We start from the raw sequence: 15,977 nt of genomic DNA, 5'->3' as shown, positions 1-15,977 counted from the left end.
ATTTTATGAAAAAACTATTTTATTTAATAACCATTGGTATACTTACTGTTACTTCTTTACATTTTACTAATCTACAAGCATCAGATAATAACCCTAGTATTAAGAGTGTTAATATTGCGGCTGATAATCATCCAAGTATTAAAAGGATGCTTTTAGCTTCGGATAACAATCCCGGTATTAAAAGCCTAAGACTTGCTTCTGATAATAATCCTGGTATTAAAAGCCTAATGCTTGCTTCTGATAATAATCCTGGTATTAAAAGCTTAAAGCTTGCTTCTGATAATAATCCTGGTATTAAAAGTATCATTCAAGCATAACTAAAAGCTCTCAAAATAGAGAGCTTTTTTTCATGCACTTATAACCACCTTCGTCCCAATTGGAACAATCTTTGAAAGCTCCATTACGTGGCTGTTGTGCATTCTTACGCATCCTTTTGATACGTTTTTCCCTATTGATGCAGGGTTGTCTGTGCCATGTATTCCGTAATGCGGCCTTGATAGCCCCATCCACATCACCCCAAAAGGTCCGCCTGGATTTGGCGCTTTGTTGATGATGGTATATGTTCCTGTCGGGGTTGGTGTAAGCATTTTCCCAACCCCGATTGGATAACGTTTAATGACTGTGCCATCCTTCATGAGGGCAAGCCTTTTTCTTGCTGTTGATATATAGATCACATAAGGCATAGTGATACCTCCCGCTTTAGCTTATGCAGGAAATAAACATTATGTCCCTCATTTATTGACTAGCTGTTGGACATGAAACATTCCTCACTATGGGATGCAGGAAGTCTTCCAGTCGCCTCCAAAAAACTTTCGGCCGTTGTTAAACCGACATGCACAAAGGTTTTCTTTAACATTTTTTGCTTCTCCAGTTTCTCCTCAGGCAGCTGATCTAAAAATGCATCAAAGTTTCCGTATTGTTTCACTAGTTCATCTATTCTGTTTGCATTTTCAATCGTTGCTTCAATCTTCTTACGGTGCCTCACAATCCCTGCGTCTGCTACTAATCTTTCAATATCCTCTTCTTTAAACTGCTTTACTTTTTCAATCTCAAACCCTGCAAAGGCTTTTCGGAAATTTTCCCTTTTGTGAAGGATGGTTCTCCAGCTTAACCCAGATTGAAATAGCTCTAATGTGAGGCATTCAAACAATTTACTATTTCCTGCTGCCTTTTTACCCCATTCCTTGTCATGATAGTGCTGCAGCAATTCGCTTTCTTCACTCCATTTGCATCGATTCATCCTTAAACACTCCTTTTTATAAAAGAAGGCTCTTTTCTAAAAGATTGTTGCTTTTGATTCTTTTTGTGATACCCTTCGTTGACAAGTTGATTGGAGCGCAAGGTGCGAGACCCCTGCGGGATCAGCGTGCCAGCCACCTGAGAATACTTCTCGCAAGGCATGCGACGAGGAAGCCCTCTTCGATAGGGTTTTCTTGCAGACGCAGGAGCACACATGCTTCCTTGATTATGAGACTCCTAAGGGCGCAAAGCGCCGAGGAGGCTCACCGCACGCCCCTCGGAAAGCGAGCATCCTGGAGCGGAAATCAACCACTTCCAACAGCAACCGAAAACAGCCTAAAAGAAAAAGCACAGCATCGCTGCACTTTTATTATTGAGTCGCACGCATTTCAGAAAATGGATAGATCACGACTTCTGAACGGCCCTCAATGGATTTTGTCTCAATTAAGCCTAGTCCGTTCCTGGAATCCATACTGTTCAATCTATTGTCACCCATCACGAAAACTTTACCCTTAGGGACTTTCAGCGGCCCGAAGTCCTCTGTTAAATAGACTCCGAGGCTTTTAGCTTCTGATTTATTTTCTTGAAGATAAGCTTCTTTCACTTTCTTGTTATTAACATAGAGAATATCACTCTTCATCTGAATGATGTCCCCTTCTACGCCAATAATCCGTTTTACGTACCGTTTATCATCACCTTTAATGATTACGATATCCCCCTTTTGGGGTTCAGAAAAAGCATAAACGATCTTGTTTACATATAATTTTTCCTGATCATGAAGGGTAGGTGACATGGAAGCACCTTCAACCATGTAAGGCGCGAAGAAATAGGCCTTCGTAATAAAAACAAAGACAAGTGCAAAACCGATCGCTTTCAGCCAGCTCACCCATTCACTCTTCTGATGTTCGGTTTCTTTTTCCTGTTCAACCATATTTTCATCACCTCGGTGCCACAATTTCAATTTTTATGCGGTCTGGATCTTCGAAAAATAAAGCATAATGTCCTTCGCCTCCAGCAAAGGGATATTGATCATTATATAAAAAAGGTACTTTGTTCACATTTAATTGTACACGAAGGTGCTCCACATGCGCACGTGATTTAGCCCAAAAGGCCAAATGATTAAGCCCAGTGTGTTTCCGGTGAAAAGAAAATTGTTTGTAATTTTCCTCTGTCTGCGTAAATACAAGATAAGCAGAGCCGTTTTTATAGCTTATTCCATTATCCCATTCCTGAAAAACATCATAACCTAACTCGTCCATCAGCCAGCCATAAAATGCTTTTGTCCGGGAAAGATTATGAACATTAATTTCAACGTGATGAAGCCCTTGAGGTGTGCTCATTTTGGTATTAACTCCTTGGCAAATCTATTAAAAAATAAAAAAGGTCATTCTATCACTTTTAATCTCTTGTGAAATAGCCTACAATGGTAAAGATTTCCGTTTTTACACAGGAGGGTTTTTTAACATGACCGCTAAAACAAAACACGCAGCAATCTTCCTGGCTATTTTTTTGCTTTGGATAAAAACATATATTGTTTCTAAAGTTTCTTTTACGCTGCCAATAGATCATTTCCTGCAAGAAATTTTATTATTTTTCAATCCGCTAAGTTTCCTTGTAATCTATTTTTGTATAGCTTACTTTAGTTCGCCTCCCAAAAGAAGACGAGTCATTATATGGATGTCGTTTATTTATAGTCTTATATTATATGCTAATGTCGTTTACTATCGATTTTTCACAGATTTCCTCACAATACCTGTACTTTTTCAGACAAAGAACGTCGGAGATATAGGCAATAGTGTTTATGAGCTGGTTTATGTAACGGATATCCTCTTTTTTGCCGATCTTATTTTTTTGGCTTATCTATTAAAAAAGCCCGGTTTGCAGCCACATCTATCAATAACACCGATCGAACGCAGAAAGTTGTTCGCCTTCGGAATAGCTATTTTAGCCGTTCACCTAACTTTAGCCGAAATAAATCGTCCACAGCTGTTAACTCGGACATTTGATCGTGAAATTCTGGTTAAGAGCTTGGGTACTTTTAATTATCATCTCTATGACATCATGCTTCAATCTAAGTCATCCATGCAGAAAGCACTGGCAAGCAATATAGATGCAGAGGAAATTTTACATAAGATAAATAAAGATACTGCCAAAAATCCTGAATTATATGGGATTGCCAAAGGAAAAAACCTGATTGTTATATCACTTGAATCAACCCAAAGTTTTGTTATGAACTATGAAATCAATGGTGAGGAAGTAACACCTTTCTTAAATGACCTAGCAAAATCCAGCTATTATTTTACTGATTTTTATCATCAAACCGGACAAGGCAAAACATCTGACTCAGAGTTCTTAGTAGACAATTCTCTATACCCGCTGCCAAGGGGCGCCGTGTTTCAGACGCATCCATTGAATGAATATAACGCCATGCCAGAAATCCTCAAAGCGAATGGCTACTATTCTGCTGTGTTTCATGGTAATAATAAAAGCTTCTGGAACCGGGATGTGATGTATAAAACATTAGGGTACGATCAATTTTTTAGTGAAGAATTTTATAAGATCACAGACGAAAATACGGTAAATTACGGATTGAAGGATATCCCTTTCTTTGAACAATCCATACCGTATTTAAAAGATCTACCGCAGCCTTTTTACGCACGTATGATTACTTTAACGAACCACCATCCTTATTTGATTAATGAGGAAGAGCAATGGATCGAACCATATCCGGTGGACGATGGAACAGTGAGCCGCTATTTTACAACAGTCCGTTATGCAGATGAGGCTTTACGGCAATTCTTCCATGATTTAAAGGAATCCGGATTGTATGAGAATTCAGTTGTAGTCGTTTACGGAGACCATTACGGTATCTCCGAACGTCATCAGGAAGCAATAGCTGATGTTCTTGGAAAAGCATCCATTACAGCCTATAATCAGGTTGAGCTTCAGCGCGTACCATTGTTTATTCATATTCCAGGAAAAAAGGGAAAAGAGATTGAAACTGTAGGGGGACAGATTGATCTAAAACCTACACTGCTTCACCTGCTTGGAATTGAAGCGAAAGATGATGTTCATTTTGGAACTGATCTTTTTTCAAAGGATCATAATGAGCTTACTGTTCTTCGAAATGGATCTTTTGTTACCGAAGATTTCGTTTATACAAGTGAAACGTGTTATATCAAACCTTTTGGTGCACCCATTGATCCTTTAAAATGTGAACCCTTTATGGAAAAAGCAAAAGAAGAACTGGATCAGTCTGACCGTATTATATACGGTGATCTGCTTCGCTTCTTAAAACAAAAATAGCCCCGTTCGGAAGCGGCTAAAAAAGCTGAGATATTTTTAGATGAAAACCGAGAACAGATCTGGCTAAGAAAAAGAGATGACCTTCCACCGGTTTTCAGAAGATCCTAAGTCAGTTCCTCAAAATAGTATATCTTCATTTCAGCCTCCTTTAATTAATTAAACGTGATGTGGATGTCCCTTCTGTTATTTTTAGAAGGGATATTTCAATTTTCAGGGGGAAAATGAGGCGATTCTACAAAAAACTAAGCAAGTCAGGTTCAACCAATCGTAAAACGCTCAAATCAGGTGCTGTTTCAGGTGCCGAAACTGTTTTCATACGATACCTGCCAGGGTATTAAGCCTTGTCCAAGAGTTCGATTTCAGAAAAAAAGCGGCATCAATCCAGAAATTCGGCTAGTTTATCCACGAGTTTTAGCCCTCAATCGAAAAATTTCAGCTGTTTATCCACGAGTCTACAATCCTCGACAAATTCCGACCACTCAAATTCCTCGTCCCCCACACTTCAGAACAACAAAAAAGCCCTCCAGCTCCACAAACTTCAGCAGATTCTGCTAAAATTGTGTCGCACCCCGTTCAATAGCTATTTTTTTGCATTTTTCATTCTGATCATCGAGTAGTGCAATGTGGTCTTTGGAAGCTTTTCAGCAAGCGGCTGAAGTGAAGGCATAATTCTAAGCTCCACTCCTTTTTGAATCAATGCATCTAACAGTGGCCTAACAGACTCCATTTCTAGTGGTTGCTCCGTTTCATACGATACGAAGTAGCCCGCACCTTCGTCCATCATTGTAAAATGATCCAGAGAAAACGAATATCGATAAAGCTTTGTGTTTTGCAGTCTCTCGAGCCAGCCGCTTTCTACAGCAATAATCTTGTCTGCAGAAGTTGTATGTAAGTACTTTTCACGGTCATACTCATTTGTTTCAGGAGCAGCCCAAAACCCAATTCTAGGACATTCTCGCGGCAATAGATAAAGAGGTGATCGTTCTTCATCAATCGCCCAAACCATTGCGGGACGGTCAGGAAAGCTCTGATGCCTTCTTGGATGGAAAATTTCAATGTTATTTTCTTCTGAAAAGTGATAGAGCATATTGAGGTCCTCCTTGGTTATTTAAATCCTTCTTTTATTTCTTGAACAATCCTTATTAAACTGCTGCATGAAACAAGGATAAAGACCAAAGAAACAATGCTGATTCCAGTGCCTTGATAAAATACGGTATAGATAAAACTAAACAAAGATGCAATGAAAAGAAAGATATCTAAAACAAATGCTATTTTCTTTCTCCTCATTTTTCCTCCGTTTAAAGTTTTCTGTATAAAAATCATTTGTCATCTTTTATAATAATCGATAACATGCTAAAGGTGGGAATATTTTGAAGCCGTTGTTTGCTTATTTTACAGATGTGCACGGTAATATAGATGCTTTACGAGCTGTTATAGATGATGCTGCTTCGAACGGTGCAGAGCGCTTTATTTGTGGAGGTGATAAGATCGGAATTGGTCCTTTCACGAATGAAGTACTTAAGCTTTTATGAAGCACAAAATGACTTTATTGGTTTTGGACATCATCATATCCTTCATGATTTTAAAAGTGAAAGAACTCATTTTGTGAACCCTGGATCATTAGGATGCCATTCAGTCGCTGAAGCTCGTTATGCTTTGGTTTATTGCAGCGAATGGAAAATTCGTGTTGAGTTCAAAAGTGTACCTTATGCCCGAACACGACTATTTAAAGCTTACAAAGAGTTAAATGTGCCAGCGGCTGCTTTCTTAATGGAAGTCTTCCATCATACTAATTATTCAGATTGAATAAATTCTATCTCCTCACCATCTGGACCTTCGTAAAAAACGGTATACCAGCCGTTATCAAGATTATAAGGACCCTCAGATGGTGTTATTCCATTTTGTTTGAGCTCGTTAATTTTTGTATCCACATCTTCAACGGCAAAAGCAATGTGAGTAGTTTCAGAGTTAGTAAACGTGTCAGGTATCAGCTCCAGCATGAATCCTTCCCCTTTTAAAAATATGAGCTCTGTTTGGTTCCACATTAAAGCTTCTTTTGTTTGAATGGGCAAGATTGTTTCATAGAATGTTCGTGATCTTCTTATATCAGATACGTATATGCCAATGTGATGAAGCATGCTTGTGTCTCCTATATAATTAGATTCATATCGCCAAATTCGTGCCATAAATAACGTTGTTTAATGGCATCTTGATAGGCTTCATATAACTTACCTTTGTCGACAAAAGCGGAGAGCAGCTGCAGATGGCTTGCTTCCGGTTCGTGCATACCGGTTATCAAACCATCACAGATTTCTAGTTTTGTATCTTCTGTGATGTATAAATTCGTCCAGCCTGAATGAGCCTCGATTTCTCTTTTTTCCTGTGCGACCGTTTCTAATGCTCTTACGACAGTCGTTCCTACCGCTATTATCCTCCCGCCAGCTTTTTTGGTTACACGGATCAACTCTGCCGTTTCTTTTGGAACTTCATAGTTTTCAAAGTTTTTGTCCGGTCCTTTATGCCACTTATCATCCAGAAGGTAGCTAAGCCCTGTGTGAAGGGTAATATATGCGATTCGGACACCTTTTTTCTGCAGACGAAAAAGCAGTTCCCAGCTGAATGCACGCCCTGCTGATGGCATCTCTACAGAACCAGGAATTGTGGCAAATACAGTCTGATAATAATCAAGATTCCAAGGTTCTTGAATATATTCATACCTCACAGGCTCTCCCAGACTATAAATCTGGTTATATAGAGATGAACAGCACAGGTTAAAAGATAGTAAGACAAATGGCGAATCTGATGACTGTGCGATTACTGTTGCCGTGAGAGCGGAAGAGAAGCGGATGACGTCGCCTTTGGTTAATTTCCCGCTAACCGGAAGTGCTTCCCAGACAGATTCATTTTTTCTGTGAGCCAGTCTTACCTCTACTTCCGCTCCATCCGATTCTCTCATACTTTTTAAAACCGCTGGCACGGTACGGCTTGCATTCAGTACAAGGAGATCACCTTTCTTCAAAAATTGGTCAAGACGATAAAATTGAGTATGTTCGCTGCTGCCTGTAGTTTTGTTTAGAACCATCATCTTCACATAATCTCTGCGAATCCCTCTTCGTTCAGGTGGTTCTTTTGCGTTTAATTCTTGTGGAAGCTCAAACTTCATTGCAGATTCCATCAGTTTTCACTCCCTTCTAACTGAAACTCTTGCGCTTCGAATCTCTTTCCGGTTATATGTTGTGATGCATCTGATGCTAAGTAGCCGAACACGGCAGTAATTTCTTCAGGTTTCGCAAGTTCATAATCACAGTCTGGGACAGCTAACTTATGCATATCAGTATCCATCTCTCCAGGGTCTACCATGTTCACACGGACACCAGATTCACTCACTTCATCAGCCCATGTCTCTGTCAGACCCTCGAGGGCAAATTTTGAAATGCCATATGCTCCCCAGCCCGCATAACCTGTTGCTCCGGCTTCTGATGTGATGTTAATGATGCTTCCCTGCTGTTTCTGCAGCATGATCGGCAGTACTCTTCTTGTCACCAGGAATGGTCCGATTGTATTTACACGCAGTACTTCTTCAAAATCTTGTTCAGGATAGTCCAGCAAATATGGCATTGGGCTAGGTCCCAGAATCGAAGCATTATTAATGAGGACGTCGATTTTCCCAAAGTACTCTTCTGACAGTGCAACAAAACGCTCCACATCTTTTGATTTTGACATATCTGCACGAACCGCTAGGACGGCACCACCAAATTGTTCTGCTTCCTTCTTCACTTCTTCAATTCCCTGTTCATTACGTGCACAGATCGCTAAATTGTAACCTTCTTTAGCAAAATAAAGCGTAAGCGCTTTCCCTAATCCCTTTGAAGCACCTGTTATCATCACAACTTTTTTCATGTTATTTCCTCCAATATTTGATTTTTTAGTTATTATATACTTTTTATACATTTATGTTTACTAAGTATTTAAATTATAATTCCCATTAATTTCATTCGTCAATGACTTTGTATTACAAATCTTTCGACAAATTCTTTAGACATAGAAAAAACCTTGCCGCAGCAAGGTTTTTATTTGAGCCTGAATGAGGCTCCATCTATAATCTCAACATCTTTTCTTTCTTTAATATCTCTCATTAACTGAAAAAGGGATAAGTCCTTTTTCTTAGATTCAATCATACAATCTATTTGTTCTACACTGCCTTTTACTTCTTTTAAAAAATCAAAAAACATGTCCGTATCTACATAATCTGCATGATTCCTGAACTGCCTTTCGTTTTTTGGACTGGAGATGTGTATTTTTAACGGGAGCGGAGATTGCTTCCATGATTCTACTACCCTAGGCCAATGCTGGGTCCAGTTTTCATCGTGATGGTAAGCAAGGTGATGGTGATAATCAAAAACGAGCGGTATCTGAAGTTTCTCACACAAATAAAGAACATCAGCCATCGTAAATGAAGTATCATCATTTTCAAGCATGATCATTTTTTGTATCTGAACGGGAACATAAGCCCAATTTTGTACAAATCTCTCGAGTGCTACATCTGCCTCTTTATAATTGCCTCCAACATGCATCACGCATCGATGCATCGTGTCTATACCCATGTTTTTAAGAAGTTTATAGTGCAGTTTTAGCGTTTTCAAAGAGTTTTTCAGGACTTCTTTTTTAGGAGAGTTGATTAAAACAAAATGATCGGGATGAAAATCGAGTCTCATCTTATTCTTCCGTGCAAACTGTCCCATCTCTTGAAGCGCATCAGCTAAAGGGCTTATGTAATCCCAATCTAGCAGATCTCCATGATTGGCAAGGGGAATAATCCTTGAAGTCATTCGATAAAAAGCTATATCGTGAGCGGCTGCGTGTTTTAAAATCCGTAATGTATTCGTTACATTTGCAAGAGAAATCCGTTCCAGTTTTCTTAAGCCCGCTTCTCTGTTTTGGAGCTGGCTAAATTGTTTATATGTCATCGTTTTTGAAGGAGAAGCATTTTGAAGTTCCATACTCATCGCAACAAATCCGAGCCGGATATTAGTCATCGGTCACACCTCATTTCATCTGTTATCATTATGACCATGTGAAGTTGAGATCTAACCAAATACCATAAAAAAGCTTAGCCGATTGTGCTAACCTTTTGAAATAAGATTACTAATCAAAAAGATTCAGCCACTTTGGGTGGTCATACTGGCCGTCTGATATAGGGAAAAAGTTTCCGAGATTCCTAAATGCGTTTTTCCATGCTCTTCTGCAACAATGGGAGTATACATCGAGAAAAGAAAGAAGTTAATACGTTCTATAGGGTAGTTTTTTTTGAAAATTTCAGCTGTTTTAACATGTGGATGCACAAATATAGCTTCATATTCTTCTTATCCACTTTATCTTCATCCCAGCGCCTCCAATACTGCTTCTCACCAAGTGTATTTTATCATTTTCGTTTTTAATCCACGAGTTTTACCCTTGAATCCAAAAATTTTGGCTCTCAATCCACGAAAAACGACCTCGAATCCAAATATTTTTAGTATATATCCACGAGTTTACATATATATAGACAATTTACGATATACAAAAAACCACCTCGGAGCATTTCATACCAAGGTGGCTTTATTAAATCGATTAAGCTGCTTTTGTTGCCCGCTTCTTCTTTTTACGTCTAAACAGGTTGCCGATATTTGCGAGCATTTCATAGATAACCGGCACGACGACAAGTGTCAGCAGAGTCGATACGGACAGACCGCCGATAACAACGATTGCTAAGCTCTTAGAAACAAGACTACCGCTTGCTCCGCCAAACATTAGCGGAATCATAGCACAGATCGTCGCAACGGCTGTCATAAGGATCGGACGAAGACGGGTTGAACCCGCTTCCAGGATCGAAACTCTTACACTTAAACCCTTTTCGCGCTGTTGCTGAACGCGGTCGATGAATACGATCGCATTCGTTACAACAATACCGATCAGCATAAGTGCACCGATTAATGAAGAGATATCAACCGGAATACGTGTTATAACAAGTGCCAGGATTGCACCGACTGCGGCAAGCGGCAGTGAGAATAAAATCGCAAACGGTGCGCGTGCCTGCCCAAATGTAATCACCATGATTAAGTATACAATTAGGATAGCTGCCCCCATCGTCATGAAGAGATCCATAAACTGCTCGTTCATCTCTTCACCTACTCCGCCTAATGCGACGGTAACGCCTGCTGGTTTATCGATGTTTTTAAGGATATTCGCGATATCTGTGTTTACCTTTTTGACGTTTTTATCAGTAATAATCCCTGTCACTTGCAAATACTCTTTGCCATCTTTACGGAACACTTGAGATTTTGCGGGCTGAAGGGATAGTTCTGCAACATTCTTTAAAGTGACTGGTCCTTTTACAGGTGATAGAACCGTTGTATTTAATACATCGTCACGATCCTTTACATCAGTTAAATCATAGTTCATCATGACCGGCAGCTTAATGCCCTCCAATGTAATTTGACCGACTGGGCTGCTGCTTGTTAATCCTCTTACTTGCTGGGCAATTCCAGCTGGTGTTAATCCAGCTTCTTGTGCTTTAGATTGATCAACTTTCAGTACCCATTCATTTTTTAAATCTTCATTGTTGGACTGGACATTCTCAAGTCCTTTAACATCTTGCAGTTCTGCTGTCAGCTTTTCAGCCATTGGTGCAAGGTCCTCTTGCTTTTCAGCTGTAATATTCAAACTGATGGCATCAGAGCTTCCACCCATCATACTTGCCATTGATGCAGAAATTTTTGCAGGTGCATAATCTTGTTCAAGTGCTTTCATGTCTTCAACAAACTTTTCTGTATCCGCACCTTTTTCCATCTTTGCTACCAGTCTTGCTGTATTGTTCCCTTGGGCCATCCCCCATTGAGCCATTTCACTTGAAACCCCAACTTGAGAGTAGCTTGAAACCACACCGTCGTATTTATTGATCACTTCTTCAAGCTTGTATGTTCCTTCTTTTACAGCCTCAAGAGATGTATCTTCCGGATATTCGATATTAACGTTAACCATGCTCTCATCTGCTGATGCCATAGAGCCTGCTGGCATTACAATATAAAGGGCAATCGAACCCGCAAATAACAAGAAGCAAAGTCCGCTAACGATCCATTTATGATTCAACGACCAGTTTAAAATGTTTAAATACCGTCTAGGTGGTTTTGGTGTATGTTCCTTTACATTCTTCAGCATCTTGTAGCTCATTAATGGTACCACTGTAAGTGCTACCAGCAAGGATGCTAACAGCGAATAAACCATTGTTAAAGCAAATGGCATGAAGAAAACGCCTAATGCTCCTTCTACAAGACCAACCGGCAGAAATACAGCGATAGTTGTAATCGTGGAAGAAGTAATAGCCTTTGCCACTTCCCCGACAGAATCTACGATTAATTGTTTAGAACGCTCTCCCGTTTGAAGGCGCCGGAAAATATTCTCGATTACTACGATACTATCATCCACTAAACGTCCTACTGCTACAGCCAGACCCCCAAGGGTTAAAACGTTCAGTGTAATCCCTGATTGGTGCAATAAGAACAGTGTTAAGAAAATGGATAACGGGATACTGATTACCGCTATTACCGTTGATTTAAAGTGCCGCAAGAATAGCAGAATAACGACGGATGCAAACAACGCTCCAAGGGCTACTTCTTTTGCCATACTCATAACAGAATCATAAACAGAGTCAGAGGTCGCATAGAACACGGAAAGTTTAAATGAATCACCATACTGCTTATTGATTTCTTTCATCTTCTCGCGCACATCGTCTCCAATTTGGACAGCGTTCGCACTAGCTTCTTTTGTAACAGATAAGTACATCGCGTCTTTTCCATCAACATGTGTAAACGATTCAAGACGCTGTTCATCTTTTAATTCAGCTACATCTTTTAATAAAATACCTGGTGCAACAGCAATGTTTTTCCACGCATCTAAGTCTTCCATCTCACCTAACACCCGAAGTGTGTTCGTCTTTTCTTCAAGTGTTACGTTGCCTGCAGGAAGTGAAACATCTTTCCCTTGCAGGGCTGCCATGATCTGAGGAGCCGCTATCTTTTTCTCAAGAAGTTGTTCCTGATTAAGAGTTAGCGTAATTTCACGAGTTGCTTTTCCGTATAGCGCAACATCAGAGACCCCTTCTACACCTTCTAGCTGCGGAATCACTTCTTCTTCAATCATCTTATAATCTTCCGTCGTAAATGCGCTTTCTTTGTTAATCGTCAGATCCATAATTGGAATCATGGACGTGTTTAACTGGACTACGAATGGTTTGTTGATGCCGTCAGGCAAAGGGAAATTGTTCGTCTTTCTCTCTACCTCTGCCGTTACTTCCTTCATGTCTGATTTCATATCAAATGTTAAATCAATTCTAGAAATACCCTGTCCGGATACGGATGTAACGGATTCGACACCTTTTACGTTACGAAGCTCCTGCTCCATCGGCTCCGTGATGGTATCTGTCATTGTTTCTGAATCCATGCCATCCGCAAGTGTTGTTACAGTAACCATAGGATTATCAATACTAGGCAAAAATTCCATCGGCAAGCGCTGCCCTGCATAAACCCCTAACGCAGAAATCAGCAAACACATAATTACAATAGCTGAACGGTTCTTCAAAGAAAACCAAGTTAGTTTCAACATATTCCTTCCTCCATCCACTGTCGCACCACTAGTACAAAAGGCTTAAAAATATCACAATACTTGGATATTGTAGTACGATTCATTAGGAAAAACAAGTAACATTTATAAAAATTTACCAAATATACATAAATAGAATGATTTCAACAAAAAGCTGCTCTCTAGGTAGAGAACAGCAGTAAAAATCTATAAAATTACGGTAAGTATCGACGTGCACCAGCATAACTGTCTTTCCAGTACTTTGTGTTTAATGACTGTATGCGCACCCCTTTAGAAGTTGCCGCTATAAATTCCTTGTTTCCTAGATAGATCCCTACAAATGAAATACTTTTACCGTTTGTTTTAAAGAAAACGAGATCCCCCATTTTTTCTTTTCCTTTTGCAACGGCTGTTCCGCCCTTGAATTGGTCTGCAGAAGTTCTTGGAATATCTTTATTTACTACAGTAGATTTAAATATATATTTCGTAAACCCCGATGCATCAAACCCTTTTGGCGTTGTGCCTCCCCATTTAAACGGAGTACCTTTATAGAGTTTAGCTGTTTCGGTCACTTCCTGATCATAGGATGGAGAAGCTTTTGCTACGGTTACACCACCTAGAATTAACATTGCAGCGAGCCCTAATGAAACAAATGCAAATAAAATACGTTTCATATACAAACATCCTCTCTTAAATTAGCTCTTACACTCTATTAGTCGATGGGCTTAACAGCAAAGTTACCTTTTCCTCATAAGAAAAAGACTGCAAATTGCAGCCTTTTTCGACAGTCTATTGATAGTAATATACATTCGTTCCGGTGATCCCCTCAATCGGTTCTTCCAGCTGGTAAGGTCCAATAGAATCCAATCCTGTGTTACTTATCTTAATGCTGTCATAGTCATAGCTTTCAGCAGTAAGCAAAATAGCATCAATCATCATAATGTGCTCCGTATTCTCTGCTGAGAGTTTAAAAGTATCGGGGAATGTGATTTCTACCGAATGCTCTCCCGTTTCCTTGACCTCAAGCTGTAAATCCTTTGGCAGCAGTGGTTTTAACCCACGACCTTGTTCTTCATCCATAATCTCCAACGCATCATCTAACTCTTTTGGCATATCTTTTGCTTCAAGGCCTGTTGAAAATAGGCTGACAATGAAAACATCTGTTGTTGGAGTATCATACCTGAAGTGAGGTGCACCTGGAACTTCAAGATCCCAATCTTCTACTGGACCCAAATTAGAGAATACATATCCCTTTTTACCATCTGTTCGGAATTCTACTTTATATTTTTGCTGCTCATTTGAGAATGTTAAGGCAATTAAATTCTTTAATAAAGGTTCCTCTGTTTCATGAATAGAACCTGCCGGCCAATCAATGATTACGGTTTCCTCTTCTTCTGTAATTTTGGCTCTTTGCAGAGGACTTTCTGAAAGACCGGCTGCTTTTGGATCAAACTTTTTCACCTGTTCGTTCACCTTATCTAAATAATGGTCAGGTTTTGTTACGAAACTAACAGGAATTACGAGCTGTGCCTGTTCATCCAGATAGCCTACCGTCACCCAATCCTGATTGGTACCTTCTATACTGCTTCCTTGTAAAGGAGCATGATAAGCGACAGGAAAAGCTTTATTCTCTGTTTTAAAACTTACACCCTCATCCGCTGTTGAAGCAGCATCCATTCCTTTTGATGACTTGTTAGCTTCGATGGCCATTTTATTGTGTTCCATCTTTCCACCGTTTTTCACCAGATCCGGAACAAAAATACCAAAAATCACAAGTGCACAAGCAGTTGCAAGTGCAGGAAGACTCCAAGTTGGAAGCCTTTTTCCTTTACTATCTTTATAATGAACCTTCGCTTGCACCTTAAGAAATAGCTCTTGTTTTGATTGACGGTCTTTAATAGGTGGCAAATCCTTAAGATGCTGTTCAATTTTTTCATCGCTCCACTTAATTGGTTCCATCTTTCAATTCCTCCTCCAGGCCCGGTTGCTGATCCAGCCATTTGCGCAATTCTTTTATGGCCCGGTGCTGGGTGGTTTTCACTTTGCTTTCTGTCCAACTTAAGATTTGCGCAGTTTCCGAGATAGATAGTGACTGAATGTACCGAAGCACGAGTACCTGCTGCTGATCAAAAGAACAGCGTTTAAGCATTTTATATAAATCTTTAAAAGACTCTTTCTTTGCTATTAACTCTTCTGGAAGGGGGTCCTGATCTCGCAGTATACTTTCATTTTCCTTAATGTCAAAGATCATAAATCGCTTGTTGCGTCTGGATTGTTTTCTTAGCCAGTCAATGGCCACGTGCCTGGCAATGGAATACAACCATGTTTTTTCTGAACTTTTTCCTTCAAAACTTTCATACGCGTTTAATACCCGGATATAAACTTCTTGCACAAGATCCTCCGCCGATTCACGGTTTCGGACCATGTAAAACAGAAATTGAAATAACGCGTGGTGATATTCATCGTATAACCGGTCAAACGTTTCTTTCACCTTGGATGGCCCCCTGTCTATCTAATTATGTAGTCGTATTTACTCATAAAAAGTTACATTACAAATATGTTACTCTACTAGTCTACTCCTATTTCTCGAGTCTCGAAAGGACCAATTTGTCGATAATTACCAACAAAAGCATTAATTCTTAGACAAAAAAAGTCGTTAAATAGAAAAAGACGCCGCGTGTACGGCGTCTCAGACCGTAGACAAAACCCCTTTTCAATATAAATTGAAAAGGGGTTTGTCCTGTTTTTAACGTTTTTTAGATAAGATATCAAGCTGGGCATGGCTCTTGCCATGTCCAGTTTGCCAGTTTTTTAAG

The 15,977-nt window shown here is 39.7% G+C and carries 18 protein-coding genes; 4 read left to right on the top strand and 14 right to left on the bottom strand.

Annotated features, from left to right (window positions below):
* The first annotated feature begins 5 nt into the window (after positions 1 to 5).
* Positions 6 to 317, top strand: coding sequence for a hypothetical protein (locus M3196_RS20305; RefSeq protein ID WP_251324164.1), 312 nt, complete (start codon positions 6 to 8; stop codon positions 315 to 317).
* 30 nt (positions 318 to 347) lie between these two features.
* Here M3196_RS20305 and M3196_RS20300 read toward each other — a convergent pair whose 3' ends face one another.
* From M3196_RS20300 to M3196_RS20285, 4 genes are all read right to left on the bottom strand, one after another.
* Entirely contained in the window at positions 348 to 683 is a 336-nt protein-coding gene (locus M3196_RS20300; protein WP_251324163.1) for a L,D-transpeptidase, read from the bottom strand.
* A 59-nt stretch (positions 684 to 742) separates the two neighbouring features.
* Positions 743 to 1,240, bottom strand: coding sequence for a DNA-3-methyladenine glycosylase I (locus M3196_RS20295; protein WP_251324162.1), 498 nt, complete (start codon positions 1,238 to 1,240; stop codon positions 743 to 745).
* A 369-nt stretch (positions 1,241 to 1,609) separates the two neighbouring features.
* Entirely contained in the window at positions 1,610 to 2,170 is a 561-nt protein-coding gene (gene lepB, locus M3196_RS20290; protein ID WP_251324161.1) for a signal peptidase I, read from the bottom strand.
* Between the two features lie 7 nt (positions 2,171 to 2,177).
* Positions 2,178 to 2,579 (bottom strand): VOC family protein, encoded by a 402-nt coding sequence (locus M3196_RS20285; RefSeq protein ID WP_251324160.1) that lies wholly within the window; start codon positions 2,577 to 2,579, stop codon positions 2,178 to 2,180.
* 124 nt (positions 2,580 to 2,703) lie between these two features.
* Between M3196_RS20285 and M3196_RS20280 the strand changes: the two genes are divergently transcribed.
* Positions 2,704 to 4,545 (top strand): LTA synthase family protein, encoded by a 1,842-nt coding sequence (locus M3196_RS20280; RefSeq protein WP_251324159.1) that lies wholly within the window; start codon positions 2,704 to 2,706, stop codon positions 4,543 to 4,545.
* A 580-nt stretch (positions 4,546 to 5,125) separates the two neighbouring features.
* Here M3196_RS20280 and M3196_RS20275 read toward each other — a convergent pair.
* Together M3196_RS20275 and M3196_RS20270 are read right to left on the bottom strand one after the other, a co-directional pair.
* Positions 5,126 to 5,632 (bottom strand): DUF6886 family protein, encoded by a 507-nt coding sequence (locus M3196_RS20275; RefSeq protein WP_251324158.1) that lies wholly within the window; start codon positions 5,630 to 5,632, stop codon positions 5,126 to 5,128.
* Between the two features lie 17 nt (positions 5,633 to 5,649).
* The gene (locus M3196_RS20270; protein WP_251324157.1) at positions 5,650 to 5,832 is read right to left on the bottom strand and encodes a hypothetical protein; all 183 of its coding nucleotides are present in this window, start codon (positions 5,830 to 5,832) and stop codon (positions 5,650 to 5,652) included.
* A gap of 83 nt (positions 5,833 to 5,915) precedes the next feature.
* Here M3196_RS20270 and M3196_RS20265 point away from each other — a divergent pair, with 83 nt between their 5' ends.
* On the top strand, positions 5,916 to 6,077 hold the full coding sequence (locus tag M3196_RS20265) for a metallophosphoesterase family protein (protein WP_251324156.1): 162 nt from the start codon (positions 5,916 to 5,918) through the stop codon (positions 6,075 to 6,077).
* A complete protein-coding gene (locus M3196_RS20260) occupies positions 6,040 to 6,351 on the top strand; it encodes a metallophosphoesterase family protein (RefSeq protein ID WP_251324155.1) in 312 nt (103 codons plus the stop codon). The genes M3196_RS20265 and M3196_RS20260 overlap by 38 nt, the downstream gene beginning before the upstream one ends.
* Here M3196_RS20260 and M3196_RS20255 read toward each other — a convergent pair.
* From M3196_RS20255 to sigX, 8 genes are all read right to left on the bottom strand, one after another.
* Positions 6,339 to 6,683 (bottom strand): VOC family protein, encoded by a 345-nt coding sequence (locus M3196_RS20255; RefSeq protein ID WP_251324154.1) that lies wholly within the window; start codon positions 6,681 to 6,683, stop codon positions 6,339 to 6,341. The two genes, M3196_RS20260 and M3196_RS20255, sit on opposite strands and share 13 nt — an antisense overlap.
* 11 nt (positions 6,684 to 6,694) lie before the next feature.
* On the bottom strand, positions 6,695 to 7,720 hold the full coding sequence (locus M3196_RS20250) for an S-adenosylmethionine:tRNA ribosyltransferase-isomerase (protein WP_251324153.1): 1,026 nt from the start codon (positions 7,718 to 7,720) through the stop codon (positions 6,695 to 6,697).
* Positions 7,720 to 8,445 (bottom strand): SDR family NAD(P)-dependent oxidoreductase, encoded by a 726-nt coding sequence (locus M3196_RS20245; protein ID WP_251324152.1) that lies wholly within the window; start codon positions 8,443 to 8,445, stop codon positions 7,720 to 7,722. The genes M3196_RS20250 and M3196_RS20245 overlap by 1 nt, the downstream gene beginning before the upstream one ends.
* A gap of 170 nt (positions 8,446 to 8,615) precedes the next feature.
* A complete protein-coding gene (gene uvsE / locus M3196_RS20240; protein ID WP_251324151.1) occupies positions 8,616 to 9,581 on the bottom strand; it encodes a UV DNA damage repair endonuclease UvsE in 966 nt (321 codons plus the stop codon).
* A 574-nt stretch (positions 9,582 to 10,155) separates the two neighbouring features.
* The gene (locus M3196_RS20235) at positions 10,156 to 13,185 is read right to left on the bottom strand and encodes an efflux RND transporter permease subunit (protein ID WP_251324150.1); all 3,030 of its coding nucleotides are present in this window, start codon (positions 13,183 to 13,185) and stop codon (positions 10,156 to 10,158) included.
* 191 nt (positions 13,186 to 13,376) lie between these two features.
* On the bottom strand, positions 13,377 to 13,835 hold the full coding sequence (locus M3196_RS20230) for a C40 family peptidase (RefSeq protein WP_251324149.1): 459 nt from the start codon (positions 13,833 to 13,835) through the stop codon (positions 13,377 to 13,379).
* A 115-nt stretch (positions 13,836 to 13,950) separates the two neighbouring features.
* Positions 13,951 to 15,120, bottom strand: coding sequence for a hypothetical protein (locus tag M3196_RS20225; RefSeq protein ID WP_251324148.1), 1,170 nt, complete (start codon positions 15,118 to 15,120; stop codon positions 13,951 to 13,953).
* A complete protein-coding gene (gene sigX / locus M3196_RS20220) occupies positions 15,107 to 15,652 on the bottom strand; it encodes an RNA polymerase sigma factor SigX (RefSeq protein WP_251324147.1) in 546 nt (181 codons plus the stop codon). Before sigX ends, M3196_RS20225 begins: the two co-directional genes overlap by 14 nt.
* Positions 15,653 to 15,977: the final 325 nt, after the last annotated feature.

This window comes from Fictibacillus nanhaiensis, from assembly GCF_023715445.1.
In the GTDB taxonomy this organism is placed as follows: Bacteria; Bacillota; Bacilli; order Bacillales; family Fictibacillaceae; genus Fictibacillus; species Fictibacillus nanhaiensis_D.
The sequence above is the reverse complement of the archived record's forward strand: the minus strand, read 5'-3'. Positions and strand labels throughout refer to the sequence as shown.